We start from the raw sequence: 20707 nt of genomic DNA on the forward strand, positions 1-20707 counted from the left end.
GGCGTTTGACCGCGTCCTGTTCGACGGAGGCGAGTTCGGCACGGGCGGCGAGATGGGCAGCGAAGAGGAGCTCGACTTCCTCGGGATTCCAGGCCTGCTCGACGCGGACCAGGTGGGTGTGCTGCTGAGGCAGCGCCAGCAGGAACAGCAATCACGACGACGACGGCCGGTCGCCGCCCACGAGCCGGCGGCGCCGGAAGTCGTCGATCACCGCCAGCTCACGGAACTGCGCGGGCAGCTCGCCAAGAACGTGTCGGCCTGGTCGGCCCGGTCCGGGATGCCCCATGGCGTCGTTCACACTGAACTCCGCAAGGCCTGCGGCGGTCCGGCCGTGGCCCAAGCCAACGAGGAACAGCTTCGGCGCAGGTTGAAGAAGCTGCAGGACTGGTTCATCGGCCGCTGACCGCCAGGCCGCTGTAGAGCAAGCCGCTGACGCCTAGGCCGCTGTGGAGCAGGTTGAGTTGGACCCCGCCTGGTTCAACCTACGAGGTCGACGCCGGCGTCCTCCAACTCGGCTAGCACCTCGCTGAGGCGGTCGGGGTGCACCGGACGGGTGTAGTCGACCAGCAGGCGCGTGGTGTAGCCGGCGCCCACGGCATCCAGGGCGGTGGCCCGCACACAGTAATCGGCAGCCAGACCTGCAATAGCCACTTCGTCCACTTCGTGGTCGCGCAGCCAGTCATCGAGCGAGACGGCGTCATCGGCAGTGACGGGTACGGCGGCGGCCAATTTCTGCTCACCCGTTGGCACGAGGTCTTCGGGCGCAAGAACGCCCTCGAATCCGGAATATGCCGCCTCGTACTGTCCTTTCCGGAAGACTGCGTCGAGTCCTTCCGTGTCCAGATTCGGGTGGAACTGGGCGCCGGGCCGGTCGGCCACGCAGTGAACCGGCCAGGAGTCAACAAAGTCCGGATTGTCGGAAAAGTGCGAGCCCGGATCGATATGCCAGTCCTGGGTGGCGACGACGTAGTCGTAGTGGTCCCCCTGCGCGTCAAGGTAGTCACTGAGCGCCTGGGCGACCTCCGCCCCGCCCCTCACGGCAAGGGAGCCGCCCTCACAGAAGTCGTTCTGCACGTCGACGATGATCAGCGCCCGTGTCATTCGGACTCCTCCTCGAATTCGGTGGGAATCGCGGGCTCGCCGCGCTGGAGCCTCATCACTGATCCCGGCAGCTCGGCCATGGTCTCGCGGTGGCGTTCGACGGCGCGCTGCACGCCCTCGGGTCCGGTCCATCCGGGCAGGACTTCACCGTCGGTCACGAACTGCTGCAGCAGGGGGCGGTCATTGCCGTCGTCGTACGGGTGGCTACCGATGCCGATGACTTCCGCCACGGCGGTGCCGGACTCGTTGAGACGGCGCAGGGCGTACTTGCGGCCGCCCACCGACGCCTTGTTCTTGGCGGCCTTGGCCACTGAAACGAATTCGCCGTCGTCGTCCGTCCTGCTCACCAGCTTGTACACCATCCCTGCGGTCGGCGCGCCCGAGCCGGTCACGAGGGACGTGCCGACTCCGTAGGAATCCACGGGTGCGGAGGCAAGGAGGCCGATAGCGTACTCATCGAGGTCGGAGGTGACCACGATGCGTGTCTGGTGATTGCCGAGGTCATCAAGCAGCTGCCGCACCCAGCGGGCCTGCTCGACGAGGTCGCCGGAGTCGAGCCGTACCGCACCAAGGTCCGGACCGCCGGCCGCGACAGCGTTGCGGACACCCTGCTCGACGTCGTACGTATCCACGAGCAGTGAGGTTCCCTTACCGAGGGCGGCAACCTGCGCGGCGAAGGCCTCCGGCTCGGAGTCGTGGAGCAGCGTGAAGGAGTGCGCTGCCGTGCCGACGGTGCGGATTCCGTAGCGGCGTCCCGCTTCGAGGTTGGAGGTGCTGGCGAAACCGCCGATGATGGCTGCGCGTGCGGCTGCCACCGCGGATTCCTCCTGGGTGCGCCGCGAGCCCATCTCGATGCAGGGCCGCGTTCCGGCGGCACCGGTCATGCGGGAGGCAGCGGACGCGATGGCGCTGTCGTGGTTGAGGACGGAGAGCAGGTAGGTCTCAAGGATGCAGGCCTCCGCGAAGCTGCCCTCGACGATGAGGATGGGGGAGGAGGGGAAGTAGGCCTCACCCTCTGCGTACCCCCAGATATTGCCTGTGAATCGGAAATCGGAGAGCCAGCCGAGCGTGGCGTCATCGACGACTCCGGCAGCGGAAAGCGCGTCCAGCTGTGCCTGTTCGAAGCGGAAATGCCTCAACCCCTCCAGCAAGCGGCCGGTGCCGGCCACGATACCGTAGCGGCGGCCCTCCGGCAGGCGTCGGGTGAAGACTTCGAAGACTGACTTGCGGTGCGCGGCTCCCGAATGGAGGGAGGCCTGCAGCATGGTCAGCTCATAGTGATCCGTGTAAAGAGCGGAGTTCGGGTGCTGCCAGGTTCGGTGTGGGCTCACAGGAAAACTCTAGCCCTGCAGTTGCTGCGTGAGTACCGCGATGGCGCCGTGAGCGGAACAGCCAGTGGCGGCGAGGTGGGGCGGCGAGGTGGGTGGCGGAGTGGAGCGGGCGGGACGGACGGGCCTGCCAACCTACAATGGGGACCATGAGTGTTGGCGTTGTTCCCGAAACCCATCAGGCTGAGGAAACGGAAGAGGACTCGCTGACCAGCAGCGATGTTCCGTGGGTGGTCATCGTCTGGAATGACCCGGTGAACCTGATGAGCTACGTGACCTACGTCTTCCAGACCTACTTCGGTTACAGCGAGGCGAAGGCCCGCACCCTCATGCTCGAGGTGCACGAGCAGGGCAGATCGGTGGTCTCCACGGGATCGCGTGAACAGGCCGAACGGGACACCGTGGCGATGCACTCGTACGGCCTGTGGGCCACTTTCCAGACAGCGGACGCGTAGGGAGCGGCAGTGGCCAGGGCATTTCGTAAGACACGGCGCGGTATCACCGGGGAGTTCGAATCCGGGGAGGTGAGGCTGCTGCGGCGGCTATTCGCCGACGTCGTGCAGCTGCTTGAGCCGGAGAAGCGGGAGAACGAGGATCCGCTGGCCGCATTGGTGGGCCTCGACCTGGAAGCGGTGAAGCCGGATGACAGCGCGGTGATCCGTCTGCTTCCGGATGCAGTGAGGAACGACGACGGCGAGGCGCTCGAATTCCGGCGCCTCACCGAGCGCTCGCTACGGGAGGAGAAAGTCAGTGCCCTGCGCGGCGCGGCGCTTCTGCTGGAGAACACGCAGGTGGTCCTGAACAACGACCAGGCCCAGGTGCTGGCCCGCGCGCTCAACGACGTGCGGCTGGTGCTGGCCGACCGCCTCGACATCACATCCGAGGAGGATGCGGCACGGCTGCATGAGATCTCAGATCTCGAGGACGCCGAGGATCTTGAGTCCTACCTGGCCCTCGTCTATAACTTCGTGACCTGGGTGCAGGAGGGGCTGATGCAGGCGCTTCTCGCCTCTGTCGACGCTTCCGACTAGTCGCCCAAGAGCGGCCGCAGGCCGAGTGGACATCCCTGCACTGTGATTAAGGCCACGCCGCGCCGCTTAGCCAACCGGTGCGGTGCGTCCTATCCTCAGAGGATCATGAGTTCGAACACTGCCGCAGCTGAGGCTGCCGAGCTGGCCGCTCTGAGGTCCACTGAAGCACCCATTGGGATCTTCGATTCGGGCGTCGGGGGCCTCACCGTGGCGCGGGCCGTTATCGACCAGCTTCCCCACGAATCGGTGATGTACGTCGGAGACACCGCACATGCGCCCTACGGTCCGTTGCCCATTGCGCAGGTGAGGGCCTACGCGCTGGGTGTGATGGACGAACTGGTGGACTCGGGAGTGAAGCTCCTCGTCATTGCCTGTAATTCGGCGTCGGCCGCGGTGCTCCGCGACGCCCGGGAGCGCTACACCGCGCGCTACGGCATACCCGTCATCGAGGTGATCCAGCCGGCGGTGCGGCGCGCGGTCGCATCCACACGGACCGGACGCATCGGCGTCATCGGCACCAGCGCTACCGTGGGCTCGCGCGCCTATGAGGACACCTTTGCCGCTGCCCCCCATCTGGAGATTTTTTCCGCAGCCTGTCCCGAGTTCGTCGACTATGTGGAGGCGGGTGTCACGGCGGGGTCCGACGTGCTGGAAACCGCAGCCCGCTATCTCCGCCCTCTGCAGGAGGCCGACGTCGACACCCTGGTTCTCGGGTGCACGCACTATCCGCTCCTTACGGGCGTGATTTCCTACGTCATGGGAGATTCGGTGACCCTCGTCTCGAGCGCGGAGGAAACTGCGAAGGACGTCTACCGCGCCCTCGTATCGCATGATCTGCTGCGCAAGGGCCCGGGCCAGCCCCGGCACCATTTCGTCGCGACGGGGAACGCCGCCCGCTTCGAGGAACTCGCACGGCGCTTCCTCGGTCCGGAAGTGCTGAGCGTGGAGCATGTTGACCACGTCTCAGCCCAGTATCCGACCGGGAGTATGGCCCGGATCACGCCGGAGATGATTGCGTCGGCGGGAGCGGATGTGGGCGCGGGCGGGAACCGCCTCGCATGAAGCTGACCATCGTCGGGTGCAGCGGATCCTTCCCGGGTCCGCAATCACCGGCCTCCTGTTACCTCGTGACGCTGCAGGAGGACGGCAAGACGTGGCGGATTCTGCTGGATCTCGGTAATGGGTCGCTCGGCGCCCTCCAGCGCTACATGGACCTGAGGGATATCGACGCTGTCCTGTTGAGTCACCTTCACCCCGATCACTGCATGGACCTGTGCGGACTGCATGTGGCAGTGCACTGGGACCCGGAGGGGTGGAACCAGCCGCGGATTCCCGTCTGGGGGCCCGCTGCGACCGCAGACCGCATGGCCACCGCATACGGCCTTGACCTGGATCCGGGCATGCACGAGGACTTTGAGTTCCGGGCCTGGTCACCGCGCACGCCCGTGCAGGTAGGGCCCTTCACTATCACGCCCTTCCCGGTACTGCATCCTGTGGATGAGGCCTACGCCCTCCGCGTTGAAGTGGCCGATTCCGAGGCGCCGGGCGGCAAGCGTGTCCTGACCTATTCGGGCGACACCGATGCTTGTGACGGGCTCATCGAGGCCGCCGCGGACTCCAATATCTTCCTGTGTGAGGCAGCCTTCCATGAGGGCAGGGATGACGCCGTCCGCGGCGTCCACCTGACCGGTAAGCGTGCGGGCGATGTGGCCTCAGCCGCCGCATCACACCGACTGCTGCTGACTCACCTGCCCGTCTGGAATGACGCAGTCCGGACCATGGAAGAGGCGCGCAGCAGCTATACGGGAGACGTTGCCGTAGCTGTTGCCGGAGTTTCATACCTGGTCTGACGACGGCGGACCGCCCCGCGGGATCGAATCGCCCGCGCGGAAGGCCTCTGGCAGACTGGATCCCATGACTTCCCCATCCTCCGCCGGGCAGGCTTCCGCGTCCACCTCTCGTTCCGCATCCGGAAGCGAGGTTGTCCGTGCCGACGGTCGTGCTCCGGACCAGCTCAGGAACATCAGCATCACGCGCGGCTGGTCGAACCAGGCGGAGGGTTCAGCGCTCATCGAATTCGGCAACACCAGGGTGCTGTGCACCGCGTCACTCACTACAGGCGTTCCCCGCTGGCTCAAGGGCGAGGGTAAGGGGTGGGTGACGGCTGAGTACGCCATGCTGCCCCGCGCCACCAACACCCGCTCGGACCGCGAATCGGTGAAGGGACGGATCGGCGGGCGCACCCACGAGATCTCCCGGCTGATCGGCCGGTCACTCCGATCGATCATTGACACGCGCGCGCTGGGAGAGAACACCATCGTGCTCGACTGCGACGTTCTCCAGGCCGACGGAGGCACCCGCACCGCTGCGATCACCGGTGCCTATGTGGCGCTCGCCGAAGCGATCCGCTACGCGAAGGAGCATGGAATCATTCCGGCGTCTTCCCGCCCCCTGACCGATACCGTTGCAGCGGTAAGCGTCGGCATCATCGACGGGGTGCCGATGCTCGACCTGCCCTATGTAGAAGACGTCCGCGCAGAGACCGACATGAACGTCGTCGTGACCGGAAGCGGGAGCTTCGTTGAGGTCCAGGGGACCGCCGAGGGCGCCCCCTTCGACCGGTCGGAACTTGATGCACTCCTTGACCTGGCACTGCTCGGTACAGCGCAGCTTGCACAGATTCAGCGGGAGACTCTGGGGGAGGCGGCCGGTGCCTGAGGAAACACCGCCGGCCCAGGCGCGGCTGGTACTCGCCACACGCAATGCCGGGAAGCTGCGTGAACTTCGTGCGTTGCTGCGTGGCAAGGTGCCGGGCCTCGACGTCGACACGCAGGTGATCGATGCAGCTGCCGCGGGCGCCCCCGATGTTGTGGAGAGCGGCACAACCTTCGAGGAGAACGCGCTGCTCAAGGCGCGGGCCGTTGCCGAGGCCACGGGCATCCCGGCGGTCGCGGATGACTCCGGCCTTGCCGTTGACGTCCTCGGCGGCGCTCCCGGTATCTTCTCGGCCCGCTGGGCAGGCCGCCATGGTGATGACTCGGCGAATCTCGATCTCCTGCTGAACCAGCTGTCGGATATTCCGGCGGACCGGCGAGCCGCGCAGTTTGTCTGTGCCGCAGCTCTTGCGGTACCGGGCGGGACCGACGTCGTCAAACGTGGGGAATTGGCCGGCACTCTGCTGAGTGAGCCGCGCGGCGAGGGGGGATTTGGTTATGATCCCGTGCTGCAGCCGCTCGGCGCGGAGCGCAGCTGCGCCGAACTGACGGCCGAGGAGAAAAACGCCATCAGTCACCGTGCCAAAGCGTTCGAGGAACTTCTGCCGTCAATCGTCGACGTCCTGCGCTGACCGGTGGGAGGAGCGCCTGCGGCCCCCTGCTCTTTCGGCGTGCACAGTTCAATAGGGCAGACTTAACCGGGATATGAGAACAGACGTGAAGAACTTGCCCCTGCAGACCGGAAACGAATCCACACTCGGAGGTGTCGCTGACTGGGCTGTTGCCATGATGGAGACCATCGGGGCGCCCGGCGCCGGTCTGGCCATCGCACTGGAGAACCTCTTCCCGCCTCTCCCCAGTGAGGTCATCCTTCCGCTGGCCGGATTTACAGCGAGCAGGGGAGACTTCACTCTGTTCGAAGCCCTCTTCTGGACCACAGCGGGCTCCGTTGTGGGTGCCTATCTGCTCTACATGCTCGGCGTTCTGCTCGGGCGGCAGCGGATGCGACGCCTCGTGGCCAAGGTCCCGCTGGTGGACCTTGAGGACGTTGACAGCGTCGAGGCGTGGTTCAACCGACACGGTTACAAGGCGGTGTTCTTTGGCCGTATGGTCCCGATCTTCCGCAGCCTCGTATCAATTCCGGCAGGCATCGAACGAATGCCCGTGTGGAAATTCCTGGGTCTCACGCTGGCCGGAAGCCTCATCTGGAACTCCATCTTCGTGCTGGCCGGCTACTACCTCGGCGAGAACTGGCATCTGGTGGAGCAGTACGCGGACATCTTCCAAAAACTGGTGATTGCCGCCGTCGTGCTGGTGATGGCGTTCTTCGTCGTCAATAAGGTGCGGAAGGTCCGACGCAAGCGCGAAGCCTCGTAGCGCCAGCAGTCTTGGGTGACCCCGGGCATGCTGTACTACTCCTTCTCCAGGGGCGATAACTCTTTCCTTTCAACTGCTTGTTGACTTTGACCCGCCGGGTTGTATGGTTAGTTACATGAGTGATGAACCAACAAAGCGGGCAACCGCCGTGGCCGTGGTTGGTGAAGCAACGTGTTGACCGATGATGGTCGGCCGATCTTTCTCCAGATCGCTGAACGCATCGAAAGCGACATCATCGACGGGACGCTGGCAGAGGAGTCTCAGGTGCCGTCCACCAACGAATTCGCGGCCTTCTACCGCATTAACCCGGCGACTGCAGCCAAAGGTGTCAACAGGCTCGTCGACGACGGAATTCTGTACAAGCAACGGGGAATCGGCATGTTCGTATCCCCAGGAGCGCGAACCGTGCTGATGCAGCGCCGACGTGAGAAGTTCTTCGACCAGTACGTGCAGCCGCTCACGCGGGAGGCGCGCAAGCTGGGCATCGAACCGGACGAACTTGCAGAAATGATCAGGCAGGGCGAGCACGCCCTCCAGGGGGGAGCACAGTGAATACCATCATCGAGGTCAACGACCTCACCAAGAAGTACAGGAAGTCGGAGGCTCTGCGGGGGGTCAACCTCGCACTGCAGCCGGACCGCATCTACGGTCTTCTCGGCCGCAACGGTGCAGGAAAAACCACCCTGATGTCCATCCTCACCGCGCAGGGGTTCGCATCGTCCGGGGAGGTGCGGGTATTCGGTGAGCACCCCTACGAGAACGAGCGCGTCCTCAACCGCATCTGCTTCATCCGCGAATCCCAGAAGTACCCGGACTCCTTCACGGCCGAGCATGCCTTCAGGTCCGCGGCGCTTTTCTTCGCCAACTGGAGTCAAGAGTTGGCGGACCGGCTGGCAGCAGACTTTCAGCTACCGCTACGCCGTACCATCAAGAAGCTCTCCCGCGGGCAGCTCTCAGCAGTCGGCGTGATCATCGGACTGGCATCGCGCGCGGAGATCACCTTCTTCGACGAGCCGTACCTGGGGCTGGACGCCGTCGCGCGCCAACTCTTCTACGACCGGCTGGTTGAGGACTACTCGCGGCATCCGCGCACGGTCGTACTCTCATCCCATCTGATCGATGAAGTCGCCAACCTGCTGGAGCACGTGATTGTGATCGACCAGGGCCGGATCATCATGGACGACGACGCCGACACGATCAGAGGATCGGCTTTCACCGTAGTGGGATCCGCCGACAAGGTGTGGAGCTTCCTCGGTGACCGTGAAATCGTACATACGGACAACTTCGCTTCCCTGGCGTCGGTAACGGCACTCGGCCCATTGACCGAGAACGAAACCCGCGCTGCCGCCGAACTTGGCCTTGAGCTGGCGCCCGTTTCACTGCAACAACTCATAGTCCGTAAAACCATGTCCGCGTCGTCGGCAGCATCTGGTGTCACGAACCGATCCTTCTCGGAGGCGGCACGATGAACCGCGTCATCAATGTCATGCGGATGCAGTTGACCAATCGGTGGGTCTTCATCGGGATTCCGCTCATTATTGTGGCTGCCTCCTTCCTGCTCACCCTGGTCATCTGGTCCCTTGTCCCGGAGCAGGGGCGCTACTCCGGTGGCGCTCAGGCAGTAATGTGGTACTTCTTTGCGCTCGGTATCCAGTCCCTGACCCTCACCTTTCCCTTCTCGCAGGGGCTCAGCATCACACGGCGGACATTCTTTTTCGGAACCATCGCGCTCTTCTCGATCATTGCCCTCATCACCTCAGTCTCGTACTACCTGCTGGGCCTCCTCGAGCAGGCAACAGGCGGATGGGGTGTCAACGGCCGGTTCTTCGCGTTGGAATGGATTGCAGGCGGCCCGTGGTTCCATCCCATCGCCTTCTACTTCGCGGTCATGATGGCGCTGTTCCTCATCGGTTTCTGGGCAGCCACCATCTACAAGCGCTGGCAGGCCACAGGGCTGCTATCGGCGGGCATCAGCGTTGCACTGGTGCTGGTAGGAACGCTCTACCTGATCGGGTCCCGGCAGGCCTGGGGTCAGGTTGGAGCTTTTCTTGGAGCACAGTCGCAGCTTGATGTCGCCGGGTGGCTCGCGGTGCTCGCTGTTGTGCTGGCGGGCGGTTCCTTCCTGACATTGCGCCGCACCGAGCCGTAACTGGTTTCACACAGGCAGCGGAGGCGCCACGCCAAGCCGGTTCCGCTGCCTGTGCTTCTCTACCGGCTACCGTGAACGGGTGGGAATTGAGTTCACGGCGATCGACTTCGAGACTGCCAACGGGTTTCGCGGGTCACCCTGCGCCGTCGGTCTCACCAAGGTTCGCAATGGCCGGATTATCGAGGAAGCCCAGTGGCTGATGCGGCCGCCCGCCGGACACGATCACTTCGATCCGCGCAACGTGGCTATTCACGGCATTACAGCCGACATGGTGGCGCACCAGCCGCGTTTCGGTGAACTGTTCCCGGAGATCGGTGCCTTCATCGGTAACGACGTCCTCGTGGCGCACAACGCCGCCTTCGACATGGGCGTCATCCGCTCCGCGCTCGAAGTGTCGAACCAGGGCGGTCCCGCCTATGACTACGCCTGCACCGTCCTGCTCTCACGCCGCAGTTACTTCCTCGTCTCCTATTCGCTGCCCTACGTCGCGGAGGCGGCGGGAGTTCCGCTGGTGAACCATCACGACGCCGTTGAGGACGCCCGCGCGTGTGCCGGAATCCTGGTGGACATCGCCCGCCGCGCGGACGCAGCAACCATCGAGGACCTTGTGTCGGGGCACCGTCTACAGCTGTCCCGCCTGGAAGCTTACGAACCTGGCGTGTCCGAACTCTCAAAGGCGACCCGGACGGCTCTGGATCGGGGACCGGCCCGCACATGGATCGGATGGCCGGACGAAGGCCTCAACCCGGAACCCAACCCTGCCGCGGACCCATCTCATCCCCTGTTTGGCCAGACCGTGGTTTTCACCGGCGACCTGGGCATCCCACGGCCCCAAGCGAAGGAACGGGCGGCCGTTCTGGGAGCCAGACCGGCGAGTACCGTTACGCGAAAGACGACCGTACTGGTGGTCGGCGACGGTTTTGTGGCGGCCGACCTGCGCAGCGGAAGGGTCACGGGCAAGGCCCGCAAGGTGATGGAGCTGCACAGCCGCGGCCAGAACATCGAGGTGCTCTCCGAAGCTGAGTTCCTCCAGATGACCGAAGGCCGCTGGCCGGTCGCCAGCCAGTAGAGCGGAAGAGGCGCGGTCGCGCGAAGCGAACCAGCGGCTATGCTCCCATCGCTGTGGCGAAGCGCCCGGCGAGCTCCTCGATTACGTCTGTTCCCTCCAGCCGCGCACATGCGGCCCGCGGCAAGGACGCACGGCCGTACAGGGCTCCGGCGATTGAACCGGCAACCGAGCCGACCCCGGTCGCCCCGGGACCCTCCTGGGCGGCTGCTGCCGCAAGCAGAGCTTCCACGGAGGCGGCGCCGTCGTCGCTCGCGGTGGCGAGGACCAGCCTCACTGCCTCGCAAAGCACACCTCCTGCGTCGTTCGCCGGACGAGCCGGCGAGGCGGTGCCGATCGACCGTAGCCGCTCCGACAGAGCAGACGCCCCCAGCGTGGCTGCACGTTCCGCCGACGCGTCTACCGCCTCTGCCAGTGCACTTTCCTGCACCGCAATGGCATGAATCAGAGCGGAGTAGACGGCGGCGGGCAGCTGCGCGGCCGAGTTGCCGTGTGTGATCGCCGCGGCATCAAGTGTGAGTTTCTCGATCATGGCGCCAGGGACGTTCGCCACCAGTCCGAAAGGCGCGGAACGCTGCAGCGCGCCGGGGCCGTCGTCGTCGGGTTCCAGCGGACGCTGCCGACTGCCCATTTCGCCGCTCCGGAGCGCGCGCACGCTGGTGCCGTCCGGGTGCCGCCGACGGTGCAGCACCTCCTGCCCATCGATCCAGCGGGCGGGGGGAGCAGGAGCCGACGACGGCGGAGTCTCGCTCTGGGTACCGAGCCAGCGGAGGTAGGCGAGCCAGAGGCAGGCGGTCTCGTCCGCGGCGACCCCATCATTGGCCCATTCGAGAGCCTCGGTCATGCCGTCGACCGTGTACAGCGTCAGCTGGGTTGCATCGGCGAAGGCAGAACCTTCGGGTGACTCCGCCGCTGCCTCGCCAAGGGCACCTCCCAGGAGGGCGCCGGTGATTCTGCTGCGAAGTGGAATGGAAGTACCTGCGGAATGTGTCACTGAGCCAGTGTAGGCATTCCGCGGCATCCGCCCCTGAATGGCGGCTCATCGGCGGGCTGAAGTAGCAGATCTCACGTGCCCGCGGCCTCCCGTTCCGTGGTGCCGCGGCGTTGCCGCCAGGAACTGTCGGAGGTGGCCGGTAGCTTGGAATCATGAGGTTACTGCACACGTCAGACTGGCATCTGGGGCGTTCCTTCCACGGGGTGGGGATGCTTGAGTCGCAGCGCCTTTTCGTCGACCAGCTGGAGAAGACGGTACGCGAGGAAAACGTCGACGTGGTTCTCATTGCCGGGGATGTCTATGACCGCGCGCTTCCCGCCGTTGACGTCGTCGAACTCTTCAACGAAGCCCTCGAGCGGATCACAGTGGCAGGCGCTCAGGCCGTCATCAGTAGCGGAAACCATGATTCTGCAGTCCGGCTGGGATTCGGCGGCAAGCTGATCGAACGCGGCGGCGTGCATCTCCGTACCCGGATCGAGGACATCGGGCGGCCCGCCCTTTTCCGCGTCGATGACGAGGTCGAGGTGGCTGTTTACGGGTTGCCTTACCTGGAACCGCGCATGGTCGCGGATGAACTCGGCTGCGACGGCGCAACCCATACCGCTGTCACGTCAGCGGCGCTGGAGCGCGTGCGGGATGACCTGGGTCGGCGCCGGAAGCGCAACACCGTGCACTCGGTGGTCATGGCCCACACCTTCGCCAGCGGGGGAGTGGGATCGGACAGTGAGCGGGAGCTCAGTATGGGCGGTCTGGGCGTGGTGCCGCTGAATCTCTTTGAGGATTTTGATTACGTTGCGCTGGGTCATCTGCATGGTCAGCAACAGTTGCATGAGCGTATCCGTTATTCAGGGTCTCCGTTGGCCTACTCATTTTCCGAGGCACGGCAGTCGAAGGGCGCCTGGCTCATCGACCTGGCGGCTGACGGCGTAGGGGAGGTACGCCCGGTCAGGTGGACGCCGCAACGGCACCTTGCCATCCTGCGGGGTCCGATCGATGAGCTCATCGCATCACCGCAGCACGTCGAAGCCGAAGGCGCCTGGTGTCACGTCACCCTGACGGACAACGAGCGCCCGCAGCACGCTATGGAGCGACTGCGCGCGAGGTTTCCCGGCACTCTTGTGCTTGCATTCGAACCTTCCTCCCGTGGACCAGGGGAGGAACGCACCTACAGCGAGCGCATCGCACAAGCCGTTGATGATTCAGCCATTTGTTGCGGTTTCCTCGAACACGTCCGGCAACGCTCCGCCAATGCTGAAGAGGCGGCACTCTTCGCCGAGACGATCGACGCCGTGCGCGCAGCGGAGAGCGGCGCATGAGGATCCACCGCCTGGAGATCCAGGCCTTTGGGCCGTTCGCTGAGCGCCAGCACATAGACTTCGACGGGCTCACGGAGCAGGGGCTGTTCCTGCTGAACGGGCCAACCGGAGCTGGTAAATCGAGCGTTCTGGACGCAATCTGCTACGCGCTGTATGGTGCCGTGCCGGGGGAACGCCAGAACGCCAAGCGCCTGCGAAGCGACCATGCTCCCGATGGCCTCGCACCGGAGGTCGTGTGCGAGTTCTCCGCGGGTTCCCGGCGCTTCGAAGTGACCAGGAATCCCGCGTGGAGCCGGCCCTCGAAGCGCGGGTCCGGAACCACCACGGAGCAGGCCAAGACCCTCTTGCGGGAGCGTGTAGCAGGGCAGTGGGTCACCCGGTCAACCCGCAATGATGAAGCGGGCGCGGAACTTCAGGACGTGCTCGGAATGAACCGGGAACAGTTCACACGGGTAGTGATGTTGCCCCAGGGCGAGTTCGCTGCGTTCCTTCGGTCGGACGCCACGGCACGCGGCGAGCTGCTGCAACGGTTGTTTGCTACCGACAGGTTCTCCACGGTAGAACAGCTGCTTGCAGAGCACGCCGCCCGGACTGCGTCGGCCCTGCAGGAAGCCGAGGGTGAACTTGAAGATCTTCTGGCGCGGGCCGAAGAGGAGGTGCAGAGGCACGGGTTGACCACCCAACCACTTTCTCCTGCTGCCCGGGTGCAAGGACCAGCAGCTGCCGGCCTGGACCCGGAAAGCAGCGAGACAGACGGGTCTGGGCATGGACTGCTCGCCTTGCAGGATCAACTGATGGCTGCCGTGACCGAGGGCCGGATCCGCGTGAAGGAACTTACGGCGGTACGTGAGGCCTGCCGGCTCGACCGTTCCGGGATTGAGAACGAGCGTCGGGACCGCATCGCCTATCGCCGGTTGCTCGCGGAATGGAAGGCGAACGAAGTCGACCTTCAACAGGCCGCCACCCTGCGCACCATGCTCGAGAGCCACCGTGGGGCCCAGATCCTCGAGGGCCCTCTTCAGTCGCGGGATGAAGCGGCGGAGCAGCTCCGCGCTGATCAGGACCACCTGCAGTCCGTGATGCTCCGGCTGGAGGCTGACCCCGCTCTCCGGCACGAGCTTCCGGAAACGCTCATCCTGGAGGCAGAACCGGCGTTGGCGGATATCGAACGTGCGCATGATGAGATTCGGGAAAGGCTGGCAGCGGCGCGGGCATCGCTGCCGCTGGAGCAGGACCTCGTGCATCTTGGCGTGCGCATCAGAGATGTGGAGCGCACGATCGAGCAGCAGCGTAGCAAGACTGCGCTGTGCAGAACGAAGCAGGAGGAATTCGCGAAGGAACTTTCGAACCTCGGAGCAGAACTTGAGGTCGCGCAGACCGTGGCGGCTCGCGCAGCAGAACTGAAGACCCAGTGCGCAGAAGTCACTGAGCGGCTTGAGCTGCTGGGCAAGGCAGAGTTGGCGGAGCGCGCACTCCAGAAACTGGACGAACAGCTGCAGGAACAGCAGATGATCTTCCTTGCAGCGAAAGAGGACTGGCTGGGGAAGCTTCAGCTGCGGCTCGAGCAGACGGCGGCAGAACTCGCTGCCCGGTTAGTCCCAGGGGAGCCCTGTGCGGTCTGCGGCAGCGTAGAGCACCCAGCCCCCGCAACACCTGCCAAACCGCCGCTGGTGAGTCGCGAGGATGAGGAAGATGCTCGGGCCAATCAGGACCGGGCGGAGGGACGAGTGCGGCAAATTTCGGCCGAGCGGGACGCAGCGGCACTTGAGGCAGCGATGCTGCGCACGCGAAGCGGTGAGTTCACGGTTTCAGAAGTTCGCACTGCCCTGTCGTCTCTCGAGCAGGAACGCTCGCAAGCGGAGCTGGCGGTGCGCTCTGCTGCTGAACTGACCGGGCGGAAAGCTACGCTCGAGGCTGCGCTCGCGGGGCTGCAGGAGGAAAATGCAACCCTCGCACAGAGTCTGGCCGAAGGCTCTTCACGCCTGACCACACTTCGTGAACAGGAGACCACTCTGAAGGACAGGCTCTCGCAGGTGCGCGGGTCCTACGGCACAGTGGTGGACAAGGTCGCCGCCCTGGAAGTGACTGAACGCCGGCTTGGCGCGGTCTGTTCTGCCCTGACGCGCACCGAGCAGGCTCGGGCACATCTGGACAAAGCCGAAACTGCCCTGCGGGAGCGTCTTGCAGTCACGGACTTCCCGTCGCCGGACGCAGTCCGGGCTGCCCTGCTGACAGGTCGCCAAGTGGACGAAGCTGAGCAGTCGATCCGGGATGCGGAGAACACAGCCCACAGAATAGAACGCGACCTTCAGCGCCCGGAGAATATAGCTGCCGCGGTCCTGGAAAAGGAAGGCGGTGCACTGCCGGATGAACGCGAGCTCACGCTCGCGGGGGAGAGGGAAGCGGAGGCCGGGAAGCAGCTCGACCGCGCGGTGCTCGAAGTAGGCCTGCTGGAACAATCAGTGGTGCAGCTCGGTTCCTACACGGACAGGGCGGCGGTTCTTGAGGAGCGGCTGGTGCCGCTGCGGCACGCGCACCAGCTCGCGAAGTCGATTGCGGATACCGCGCGTGGGAACGGCGAAAACCTGTACAAGATGAGCCTGGCCACCTACGTTCTGGCTGCCCGCCTGGAACAGGTAGCGGACGCTGCGACCGAACGACTGCAGCAGATGTCTGACGGCCGGTACTCCCTGGTGCACAGCGACTCGAAGTCCGGAAACCGGAAGTCCGGGTTGGGATTGAACGTCATCGACAGCTGGACAGGGATGCGCCGCGACACCGCTACGCTCTCGGGTGGTGAGTCTTTCATGGCATCCCTGGCGCTCGCACTGGGACTTGCCGACGTCGTCCAGCACGAGACGGGCGGTCTTGATATCGAAACTCTCTTCGTGGACGAGGGATTCGGCAGCCTGGACGAGCAATCCCTTGAGCAGGTGATGGACGCTTTGGAGAATTTGCGGGACGGAGGCCGCGTGGTCGGACTGGTCAGTCACGTAGCTGAGCTTAAGCAACGCATCCCAGCGCAGTTGCACGTATCGAAGGGACGAGCCGGGTCAAGCGTGAGCTTCGTGAATCAGCTGGAGCGCGTGTAAAATTGTGACGTTACCGGGTTGTGCGCATCGGGAGGAGGGACGATGCGCTTCTCGAAGCACCCGGAAAGCGCATGGCTAACCCAACTTCTGACTCCCGAATCGTCCCTACCGATCAATCCTCCGCAGCCCCGGCGCTGGTGGAGGACGCCACTACCGCGCAGGGCGCCGTGCCGTCGCCCCTGAGCACCGAGAAGCGCGGCCGCTTCAGCAGACTGCCGGAAATTGCCGGAGCGGGTTTTCTTCCACTGGGCCTCATTGCCCGCCTTCCTCTCGCCATGCTCACCGTCGGCGCGCTCACTCTGGTCACCGCGGCAACCGGCTCTTATGCTTCCGGTGGATTCGCGGCTGGAGCCGTAGGAATCGGCTCGGCAATGGGGGCGCCGGCCCTCGGCTACCTGGCCGACCGACATGGTCAACGCCCGGTCCTGCTGCTCTCAGCCGTCCTCAACACGTTGGCCATATTTGCGCTGCTTGCCGTTAGCGGCTTCTCCGGCGGCGACTCGGTACTGACACCGACCCTGATTGCGGCGTTCCTGATGGGTGCGACCTGCCCGCAGATCGGTCCGCTCGCCAGGGTTCGCTGGATGGCGTTGACCCAGGACAAGCGCCCCAGCGATCTCGACACGGCGCTGTCCTACGAAAGCACAGCCGACGAACTGACTTTCGTGCTCGGTCCTGCCCTCGTCGGTCTGCTGGCCAGCGTGATCGCGCCCTGGCTGCCCCTGGCACTGGCCGCGGCGCTCACAGCGGCGTTCGTTTCAGCCTTCGCGGTGCACCCGACCGAGCGGGCAGTCATGCCGCTGCGCCGTCGTCCCACTGCAGCGAACCGGCAGCATCAGCAAGGGCGCGGGGGAGCACGCACAGGCTTCCTGGTAGCGTTGCCTGTTCTCGGCATGGTCATGATGGGAACCTTCTTCGGGTCAACCCAGACCTCGCTCATCGCCTTCGCCGGGGGGTTCGGAGCGGAGACCGCGGCCGGCCTGCTCTATGCCGTGATGGGCGTCAGCTCAGCGCTGACCGCCTTGTCGGTGGCGTACTGGCCGCAGCGCTTCCGGCATCCCTTGCGCTGGGTTCTCTCGGCCGGCGTCATGTGCGCGGCCGCAGTCTTGCCCCTGTTCGCCCCTGACATTCCATTGATGCTCGTCGCCCTGCTGGTCCTTGGAATCCCCGTCGGGCCAACCATGGTGACCATATTCAGTGTCGGCTCACTGGTAGCGCCGCGGCAGCTGGTCGGGACAGTGATGACTCTGCTGGCCAGTGGAATCGTCGCCGGCACCGCAATCGGCGCATCGATTGCAGGAGCACTGGCGGAGAGCAGTGTGAAGCTGGCTTTCACGGTTCCGGTGGCGGCCGCCGTCGTGCTCCTGCTGTTGGGCTTGGTGTGTGCCGTCGTCCTCCGCAGCAGGCAGGTGGCCCGGGAGATCAGCTGAGCTGCTCCTCAATCGCCCGGGCACTGGCCGCTATGCGGGCGCCAAGTTCCGCCTCCGGATGGGCTGAGCGGATATAAACGACGGCGACTGCCGCGGGCAGGCGTCCCGGAACCCTGACCGGAGCGGCAACGGATGAGAGGCCGGCGATGACCTCGTCATGGCTTGTGGCGAAACCTTGCAGCCGTGCCGCACCGGATTCACTGCGGTACGGCTGGCCGGGCGCGAGCCGTTGCCATTCTTCCTCGCTGACGGCGGACTGGATCGCGATGCCCGGCGCTCCGGCGCTGAAGGCATGCCGGGTACCGGGCCGCTGCGCGACCGCGGCCCTGGAGTGGCGCGGCTCGACCGTCACCAGGGTCACACAGTCATGGCGGTCCCAGACTGCGACGAAGGCGGTCATGCCGAGCTCGTTCGCCAGCACGGTCAGTTCCGGCAGGGCGGCAGTCTGAAGGTCACGGGACACGCCGCGTGCCAGCGCTGCCAAGCCGGGGCCGGACGACACTTTTCCGGCCTCATCGCGGACAACCAGCGAATGGTCTTCCAGGGTTCGAACTATTCGGTAGGCAATTGAGCGGTGTACCCCCAGCTCAGAGGACAGTTCCGCGATGGACAGCGGCTTGGGTGAATCGGCGAGAATCTCGAGGGAGCGGAGCCCTCGTGAAAGGGTCTGCGAATGCTGGGTCGTTGTGTCCGGGCTCACACATCGTTATTATTCTATATCGGAATAGGATGTTCAACTATCGAACAAGCCTTCGTTCCGACAGTACGGGCTCAGCGCGAAGGTGCATCGCCCTCGTGTTAGAGAGTATGATCTGAGACACATTACCGAACGTTCTGTCGGTAATCATTTTCCGTCCACTTGGAGTAACAATGACGTCTTCAACGGCCGCTGCCCGGCAGCGAATGTCTCGGGAGGACCGCAAGGTCGTCGCAGGCACCATGGTTGGCACCACCATCGAATGGTATGACTTCTTCATCTTTGCGCAGGCTGCGGGTCTGGTCTTCGCACAGCTGTATTTCGCACCCCTCAACGAGGACAGCCCGGGACTCGCGCAGCTGGTTTCCTGGGCCACAATCGGCATCAGCTTCTTCTTCCGGCCACTCGGGGCAGTGGTCGCCGGCCACCTCGGTGACCGCATCGGACGCAAGGCGATGCTCGTCTTCACCCTCGTCATGATGGGTTCCGCCACCGCACTCATAGGGCTGCTGCCCACATACGCCCAGATCGGCGTCGCTGCGCCGATCCTGCTGATGCTGCTGCGTATCCTCCAGGGCTTCTCCGCCGGAGGGGAGTGGGGCGGCGCCGCACTCATGGCGGTGGAGCACGCACCGGTCAACAAGCGTGGATTCTGGGGAGCGTACCCGCAAATCGGTGTACCCGTCGGCATGATCCTCGCAACGCTGGTGCTGTTCATGCTGCGTTCGTCCATGTCGGAAGAGGACTTCCTGACCTGGGGATGGCGCGTTCCATTCCTGCTTTCGGTGGTCCTGATCGTCGTCGGCTACTTCATCCGCAAGGCTGTTGCCGAAAGCCCGGTGTTCAAGGAGATGACCGAGCGCAAGTTGGAATCTTCGGTACCGCTGAAGCTGCTCTTCAAGCACAACACCAAGCAGGTCGTGCTGACGGCGGCAATCTTCATTGCGAACAACGCGGCCGGCTACCTCCTCATCGCTTTCTTCTCCGCATACGCACAGCGCACCCTGGGCATGCCCGGTGGGCCGGTGCTGTTCGCGACCCTTCTGGCGTCCTTCGGCTGGCTGATCTTCACCATGTACGGCGGCATTCTGTCCGACCGGATCGGGCGGGTTCGAACCTTCCAGATCGGCTACGCGCTGGTGTTCCTGTGGATGATTCCGCTGTTCATGATGATCGATACCCGCAACATCCTCGCCTACGGTGTGGCGCTGTTCGTACTGACCATCGGTCTTGGCCTGTCCTACGGACCCATGTCCGCGATGTATGCCGAGATGTTCCCGGCCAATGTCCGCTACTCAGGCATTGGAATCGGTTATGCCCTCGGCGCCATCCTGGGCGGTGCTTTCGCCCCGCTGATTGCAGAAGCGCTCCTGACAGGCACCGGATCGTCGATCTCCATCGGCATCTACATCATGGTGTTGTGCGTCATTTCCTTCGTGGGCGTGACCATGGTGAAGGAGACACTCGGCGTGCCGCTGCGTGTGGCCGAGAACCACACAGAGGCGAAGTAGCGACGTCTCGAAAACCGGTGCGGTGGGTAGGGCCATGGGTAGTTCTCCCCATGGCCCCCGCCCGGAGTCCCGCATACACTGATTGCCAAGACGGGCCTTGTACGAGGGGCCTGCCGCCGGACTGACGGGTTCGGTACGAAGAATGGCCGGCTCGCCAAGGGTTCCCCCAGCCCTGGAGAGCCGGCCTTTCCCATGTGCAGAGCCCACTATCCGGTAGCTTCGCCTAGCTCGGGTGTTCCGCAGCCCGCGCCTGAAGACCAAGAATGAGCGCGTCGAGGCCCATCCCAAAAGCGACATCGGCCTGCCGCCGGTCCGCGTTGTCCTTCAGCGCTGACACCGCAGCGGTGAACCGCGGGTAGTGCCCTGCCAGCTGCCCCGACTCGAAGATGGTCTCCGGCGCTGTCGCATCGAACGCGGACCCGAAAATAAAGGATTCCAGCGCGATGATCGCTGGAACAATCAGCGGTTCCGGCCACGCGGCTCGCTCGAACCCACGCGTGACGGCCTCATAGACGGCCAAGGTCTGCGGAGCGCCGCTCACCGGAAGGACAGCGATGACGGGAATCAGGGGTGTGTGGCGGGTAAAGACGTCGCGGTAGGACCACGCGAACCGGCGGATGGCCTGTTCCCATGGTTCTGTTTCGAACCCTGACACGTCCACCTGCGTCATGACGTGGTCCTGCAGCAGAATGAGAACGTCGCCCTTGGACTCCACGTGGTTATATAACGACGACGGCGCTACCTTCAGGGCGCGGGCGAGGGAGGACATGGTGAGGCCCTCATACCCGCGGGTTTCGATAAGCGTAAGAGCCGCCCGGGTGATCGCTTCCTGCGAGAGGATCCTGTTCAGTGGCCTGCCGGCGGACCGACGGGCCGGGCCGGTTACGCTGACCATCACTTG

20 protein-coding genes and 1 pseudogene are annotated in these 20707 nt (G+C 64.6%); 16 read left to right on the plus strand and 5 right to left on the minus strand.

Annotated features, from left to right (window positions below; genetic code table 11):
- Positions 1-403 (plus strand): annotated as a pseudogene (locus RIF85_RS06385) (ATP-dependent helicase); the annotation flags it as partial.
- Between the two features lie 74 nt (positions 404-477).
- On the opposite strand, the gene RIF85_RS06390 reads toward RIF85_RS06385, so the two are convergent.
- On the minus strand, positions 478-1101 hold the full coding sequence (locus RIF85_RS06390) for an isochorismatase family protein (RefSeq protein WP_309071080.1): 624 nt from the start codon (positions 1099-1101) through the stop codon (positions 478-480).
- The gene (locus tag RIF85_RS06395) at positions 1098-2432 is read right to left on the minus strand and encodes a nicotinate phosphoribosyltransferase (protein ID WP_309071081.1); all 1335 of its coding nucleotides are present in this window, start codon (positions 2430-2432) and stop codon (positions 1098-1100) included. The genes RIF85_RS06390 and RIF85_RS06395 overlap by 4 nt, the downstream gene beginning before the upstream one ends.
- Positions 2433-2578: 146 nt before the next feature.
- Between RIF85_RS06395 and clpS the strand changes: the two genes are divergently transcribed.
- The 11 genes from clpS (at position 2579) to RIF85_RS06450 (ending at position 10769) form a co-directional block, all read left to right on the plus strand.
- A complete protein-coding gene (clpS, locus tag RIF85_RS06400) occupies positions 2579-2884 on the plus strand; it encodes an ATP-dependent Clp protease adapter ClpS (RefSeq protein WP_309071082.1) in 306 nt (101 codons plus the stop codon).
- 9 nt (positions 2885-2893) lie between these two features.
- Positions 2894-3460, plus strand: coding sequence for a DUF2017 domain-containing protein (locus RIF85_RS06405; RefSeq protein ID WP_309071083.1), 567 nt, complete (start codon positions 2894-2896; stop codon positions 3458-3460).
- A gap of 105 nt (positions 3461-3565) precedes the next feature.
- Positions 3566-4522, plus strand: coding sequence for a glutamate racemase (gene murI / locus RIF85_RS06410; protein ID WP_309071084.1), 957 nt, complete (start codon positions 3566-3568; stop codon positions 4520-4522).
- Positions 4519-5310, plus strand: a complete 792-nt coding sequence (locus tag RIF85_RS06415) for an MBL fold metallo-hydrolase (protein ID WP_309071085.1) — start codon at positions 4519-4521, stop codon at positions 5308-5310. Before murI ends, RIF85_RS06415 begins: the two co-directional genes overlap by 4 nt.
- 64 nt (positions 5311-5374) lie before the next feature.
- Positions 5375-6178, plus strand: coding sequence for a ribonuclease PH (rph, locus tag RIF85_RS06420; protein ID WP_309071086.1), 804 nt, complete (start codon positions 5375-5377; stop codon positions 6176-6178).
- Complete coding sequence (gene rdgB / locus RIF85_RS06425; protein ID WP_309071087.1) at positions 6171-6806, plus strand: RdgB/HAM1 family non-canonical purine NTP pyrophosphatase; 636 nt, start codon at positions 6171-6173, stop codon at positions 6804-6806. The genes rph and rdgB overlap by 8 nt, the downstream gene beginning before the upstream one ends.
- Before the next feature lie 85 nt (positions 6807-6891).
- Positions 6892-7551, plus strand: coding sequence for a DedA family protein (locus RIF85_RS06430; RefSeq protein WP_309071088.1), 660 nt, complete (start codon positions 6892-6894; stop codon positions 7549-7551).
- 174 nt (positions 7552-7725) lie between these two features.
- Positions 7726-8103, plus strand: a complete 378-nt coding sequence (locus tag RIF85_RS06435; RefSeq protein ID WP_309071106.1) for a GntR family transcriptional regulator — start codon at positions 7726-7728, stop codon at positions 8101-8103.
- Positions 8100-9020: an ABC transporter ATP-binding protein gene (locus RIF85_RS06440; RefSeq protein ID WP_309071089.1), complete on the plus strand. Its 921-nt coding sequence runs from the start codon at positions 8100-8102 to the stop codon at positions 9018-9020. The genes RIF85_RS06435 and RIF85_RS06440 overlap by 4 nt, the downstream gene beginning before the upstream one ends.
- Complete coding sequence (locus RIF85_RS06445) at positions 9017-9700, plus strand: hypothetical protein (protein ID WP_309071090.1); 684 nt, start codon at positions 9017-9019, stop codon at positions 9698-9700. Before RIF85_RS06440 ends, RIF85_RS06445 begins: the two co-directional genes overlap by 4 nt.
- Positions 9701-9779: 79 nt before the next feature.
- Positions 9780-10769 (plus strand): exonuclease domain-containing protein, encoded by a 990-nt coding sequence (locus RIF85_RS06450; protein ID WP_309071091.1) that lies wholly within the window; start codon positions 9780-9782, stop codon positions 10767-10769.
- Between the two features lie 37 nt (positions 10770-10806).
- Here the strand turns inward: RIF85_RS06450 and RIF85_RS06455 are convergent, their stop codons facing one another.
- Positions 10807-11760 carry an ADP-ribosylglycohydrolase family protein gene (locus tag RIF85_RS06455; protein WP_309071092.1) on the minus strand — a complete coding sequence of 318 codons (954 nt, stop codon included), beginning with the start codon at positions 11758-11760 and terminating at the stop codon, positions 10807-10809.
- 152 nt (positions 11761-11912) lie between these two features.
- On the opposite strand from RIF85_RS06455, the gene RIF85_RS06460 reads away from it, so the two are divergent.
- From RIF85_RS06460 to RIF85_RS06470, 3 genes are all read left to right on the plus strand, one after another.
- Entirely contained in the window at positions 11913-13076 is a 1164-nt protein-coding gene (locus tag RIF85_RS06460) for an exonuclease SbcCD subunit D (protein WP_309071093.1), read from the plus strand.
- Positions 13073-16168 carry an SMC family ATPase gene (locus tag RIF85_RS06465; protein WP_309071094.1) on the plus strand — a complete coding sequence of 1032 codons (3096 nt, stop codon included), beginning with the start codon at positions 13073-13075 and terminating at the stop codon, positions 16166-16168. The genes RIF85_RS06460 and RIF85_RS06465 overlap by 4 nt, the downstream gene beginning before the upstream one ends.
- Positions 16169-16239: 71 nt before the next feature.
- Complete coding sequence (locus tag RIF85_RS06470; protein WP_309071095.1) at positions 16240-17598, plus strand: MFS transporter; 1359 nt, start codon at positions 16240-16242, stop codon at positions 17596-17598.
- On the opposite strand, the gene RIF85_RS06475 is transcribed toward RIF85_RS06470, so the two are convergent.
- Positions 17591-18298, minus strand: a complete 708-nt coding sequence (locus RIF85_RS06475; RefSeq protein WP_309071096.1) for a helix-turn-helix domain-containing protein — start codon at positions 18296-18298, stop codon at positions 17591-17593. The two genes, RIF85_RS06470 and RIF85_RS06475, sit on opposite strands and share 8 nt — an antisense overlap.
- Positions 18299-18468: 170 nt before the next feature.
- Here RIF85_RS06475 and RIF85_RS06480 point away from each other — a divergent pair, with 170 nt between their 5' ends.
- Positions 18469-19806, plus strand: a complete 1338-nt coding sequence (locus RIF85_RS06480; RefSeq protein ID WP_309071097.1) for an MFS transporter — start codon at positions 18469-18471, stop codon at positions 19804-19806.
- A 223-nt stretch (positions 19807-20029) separates the two neighbouring features.
- Here the strand turns inward: RIF85_RS06480 and RIF85_RS06485 are convergent, their stop codons facing one another.
- On the minus strand, positions 20030-20701 hold the full coding sequence (locus RIF85_RS06485; RefSeq protein WP_309071098.1) for a TetR/AcrR family transcriptional regulator: 672 nt from the start codon (positions 20699-20701) through the stop codon (positions 20030-20032).
- Positions 20702-20707 lie beyond the last annotated feature (6 nt).

Origin of the sequence: Arthrobacter sp., assembly GCF_031179385.1 — a bacterium.
Classification (GTDB): domain Bacteria; phylum Actinomycetota; class Actinomycetes; order Actinomycetales; family Micrococcaceae; genus Arthrobacter_D.

Coding starts and splice junctions, on each gene's coding strand:
- RIF85_RS06390 (WP_309071080.1), bottom strand. CDS start 1,101: ATGACACGGGCGCTGATCATCGTCGACGTGCAGAACGACTTCTGTGAG.
- RIF85_RS06480 (WP_309071097.1), top strand. CDS start 18,469: ATGACGTCTTCAACGGCCGCTGCCCGGCAGCGAATGTCTCGGGAGGAC.
- RIF85_RS06445 (WP_309071090.1), top strand. CDS start 9,017: ATGAACCGCGTCATCAATGTCATGCGGATGCAGTTGACCAATCGGTGG.
- RIF85_RS06465 (WP_309071094.1), top strand. CDS start 13,073: ATGAGGATCCACCGCCTGGAGATCCAGGCCTTTGGGCCGTTCGCTGAG.
- RIF85_RS06460 (WP_309071093.1), top strand. CDS start 11,913: ATGAGGTTACTGCACACGTCAGACTGGCATCTGGGGCGTTCCTTCCAC.
- RIF85_RS06470 (WP_309071095.1), top strand. CDS start 16,240: ATGGCTAACCCAACTTCTGACTCCCGAATCGTCCCTACCGATCAATCC.
- murI (WP_309071084.1), top strand. CDS start 3,566: ATGAGTTCGAACACTGCCGCAGCTGAGGCTGCCGAGCTGGCCGCTCTG.
- RIF85_RS06415 (WP_309071085.1), top strand. CDS start 4,519: ATGAAGCTGACCATCGTCGGGTGCAGCGGATCCTTCCCGGGTCCGCAA.
- rph (WP_309071086.1), top strand. CDS start 5,375: ATGACTTCCCCATCCTCCGCCGGGCAGGCTTCCGCGTCCACCTCTCGT.
- RIF85_RS06485 (WP_309071098.1), bottom strand. CDS start 20,701: ATGGTCAGCGTAACCGGCCCGGCCCGTCGGTCCGCCGGCAGGCCACTG.
- clpS (WP_309071082.1), top strand. CDS start 2,579: ATGAGTGTTGGCGTTGTTCCCGAAACCCATCAGGCTGAGGAAACGGAA.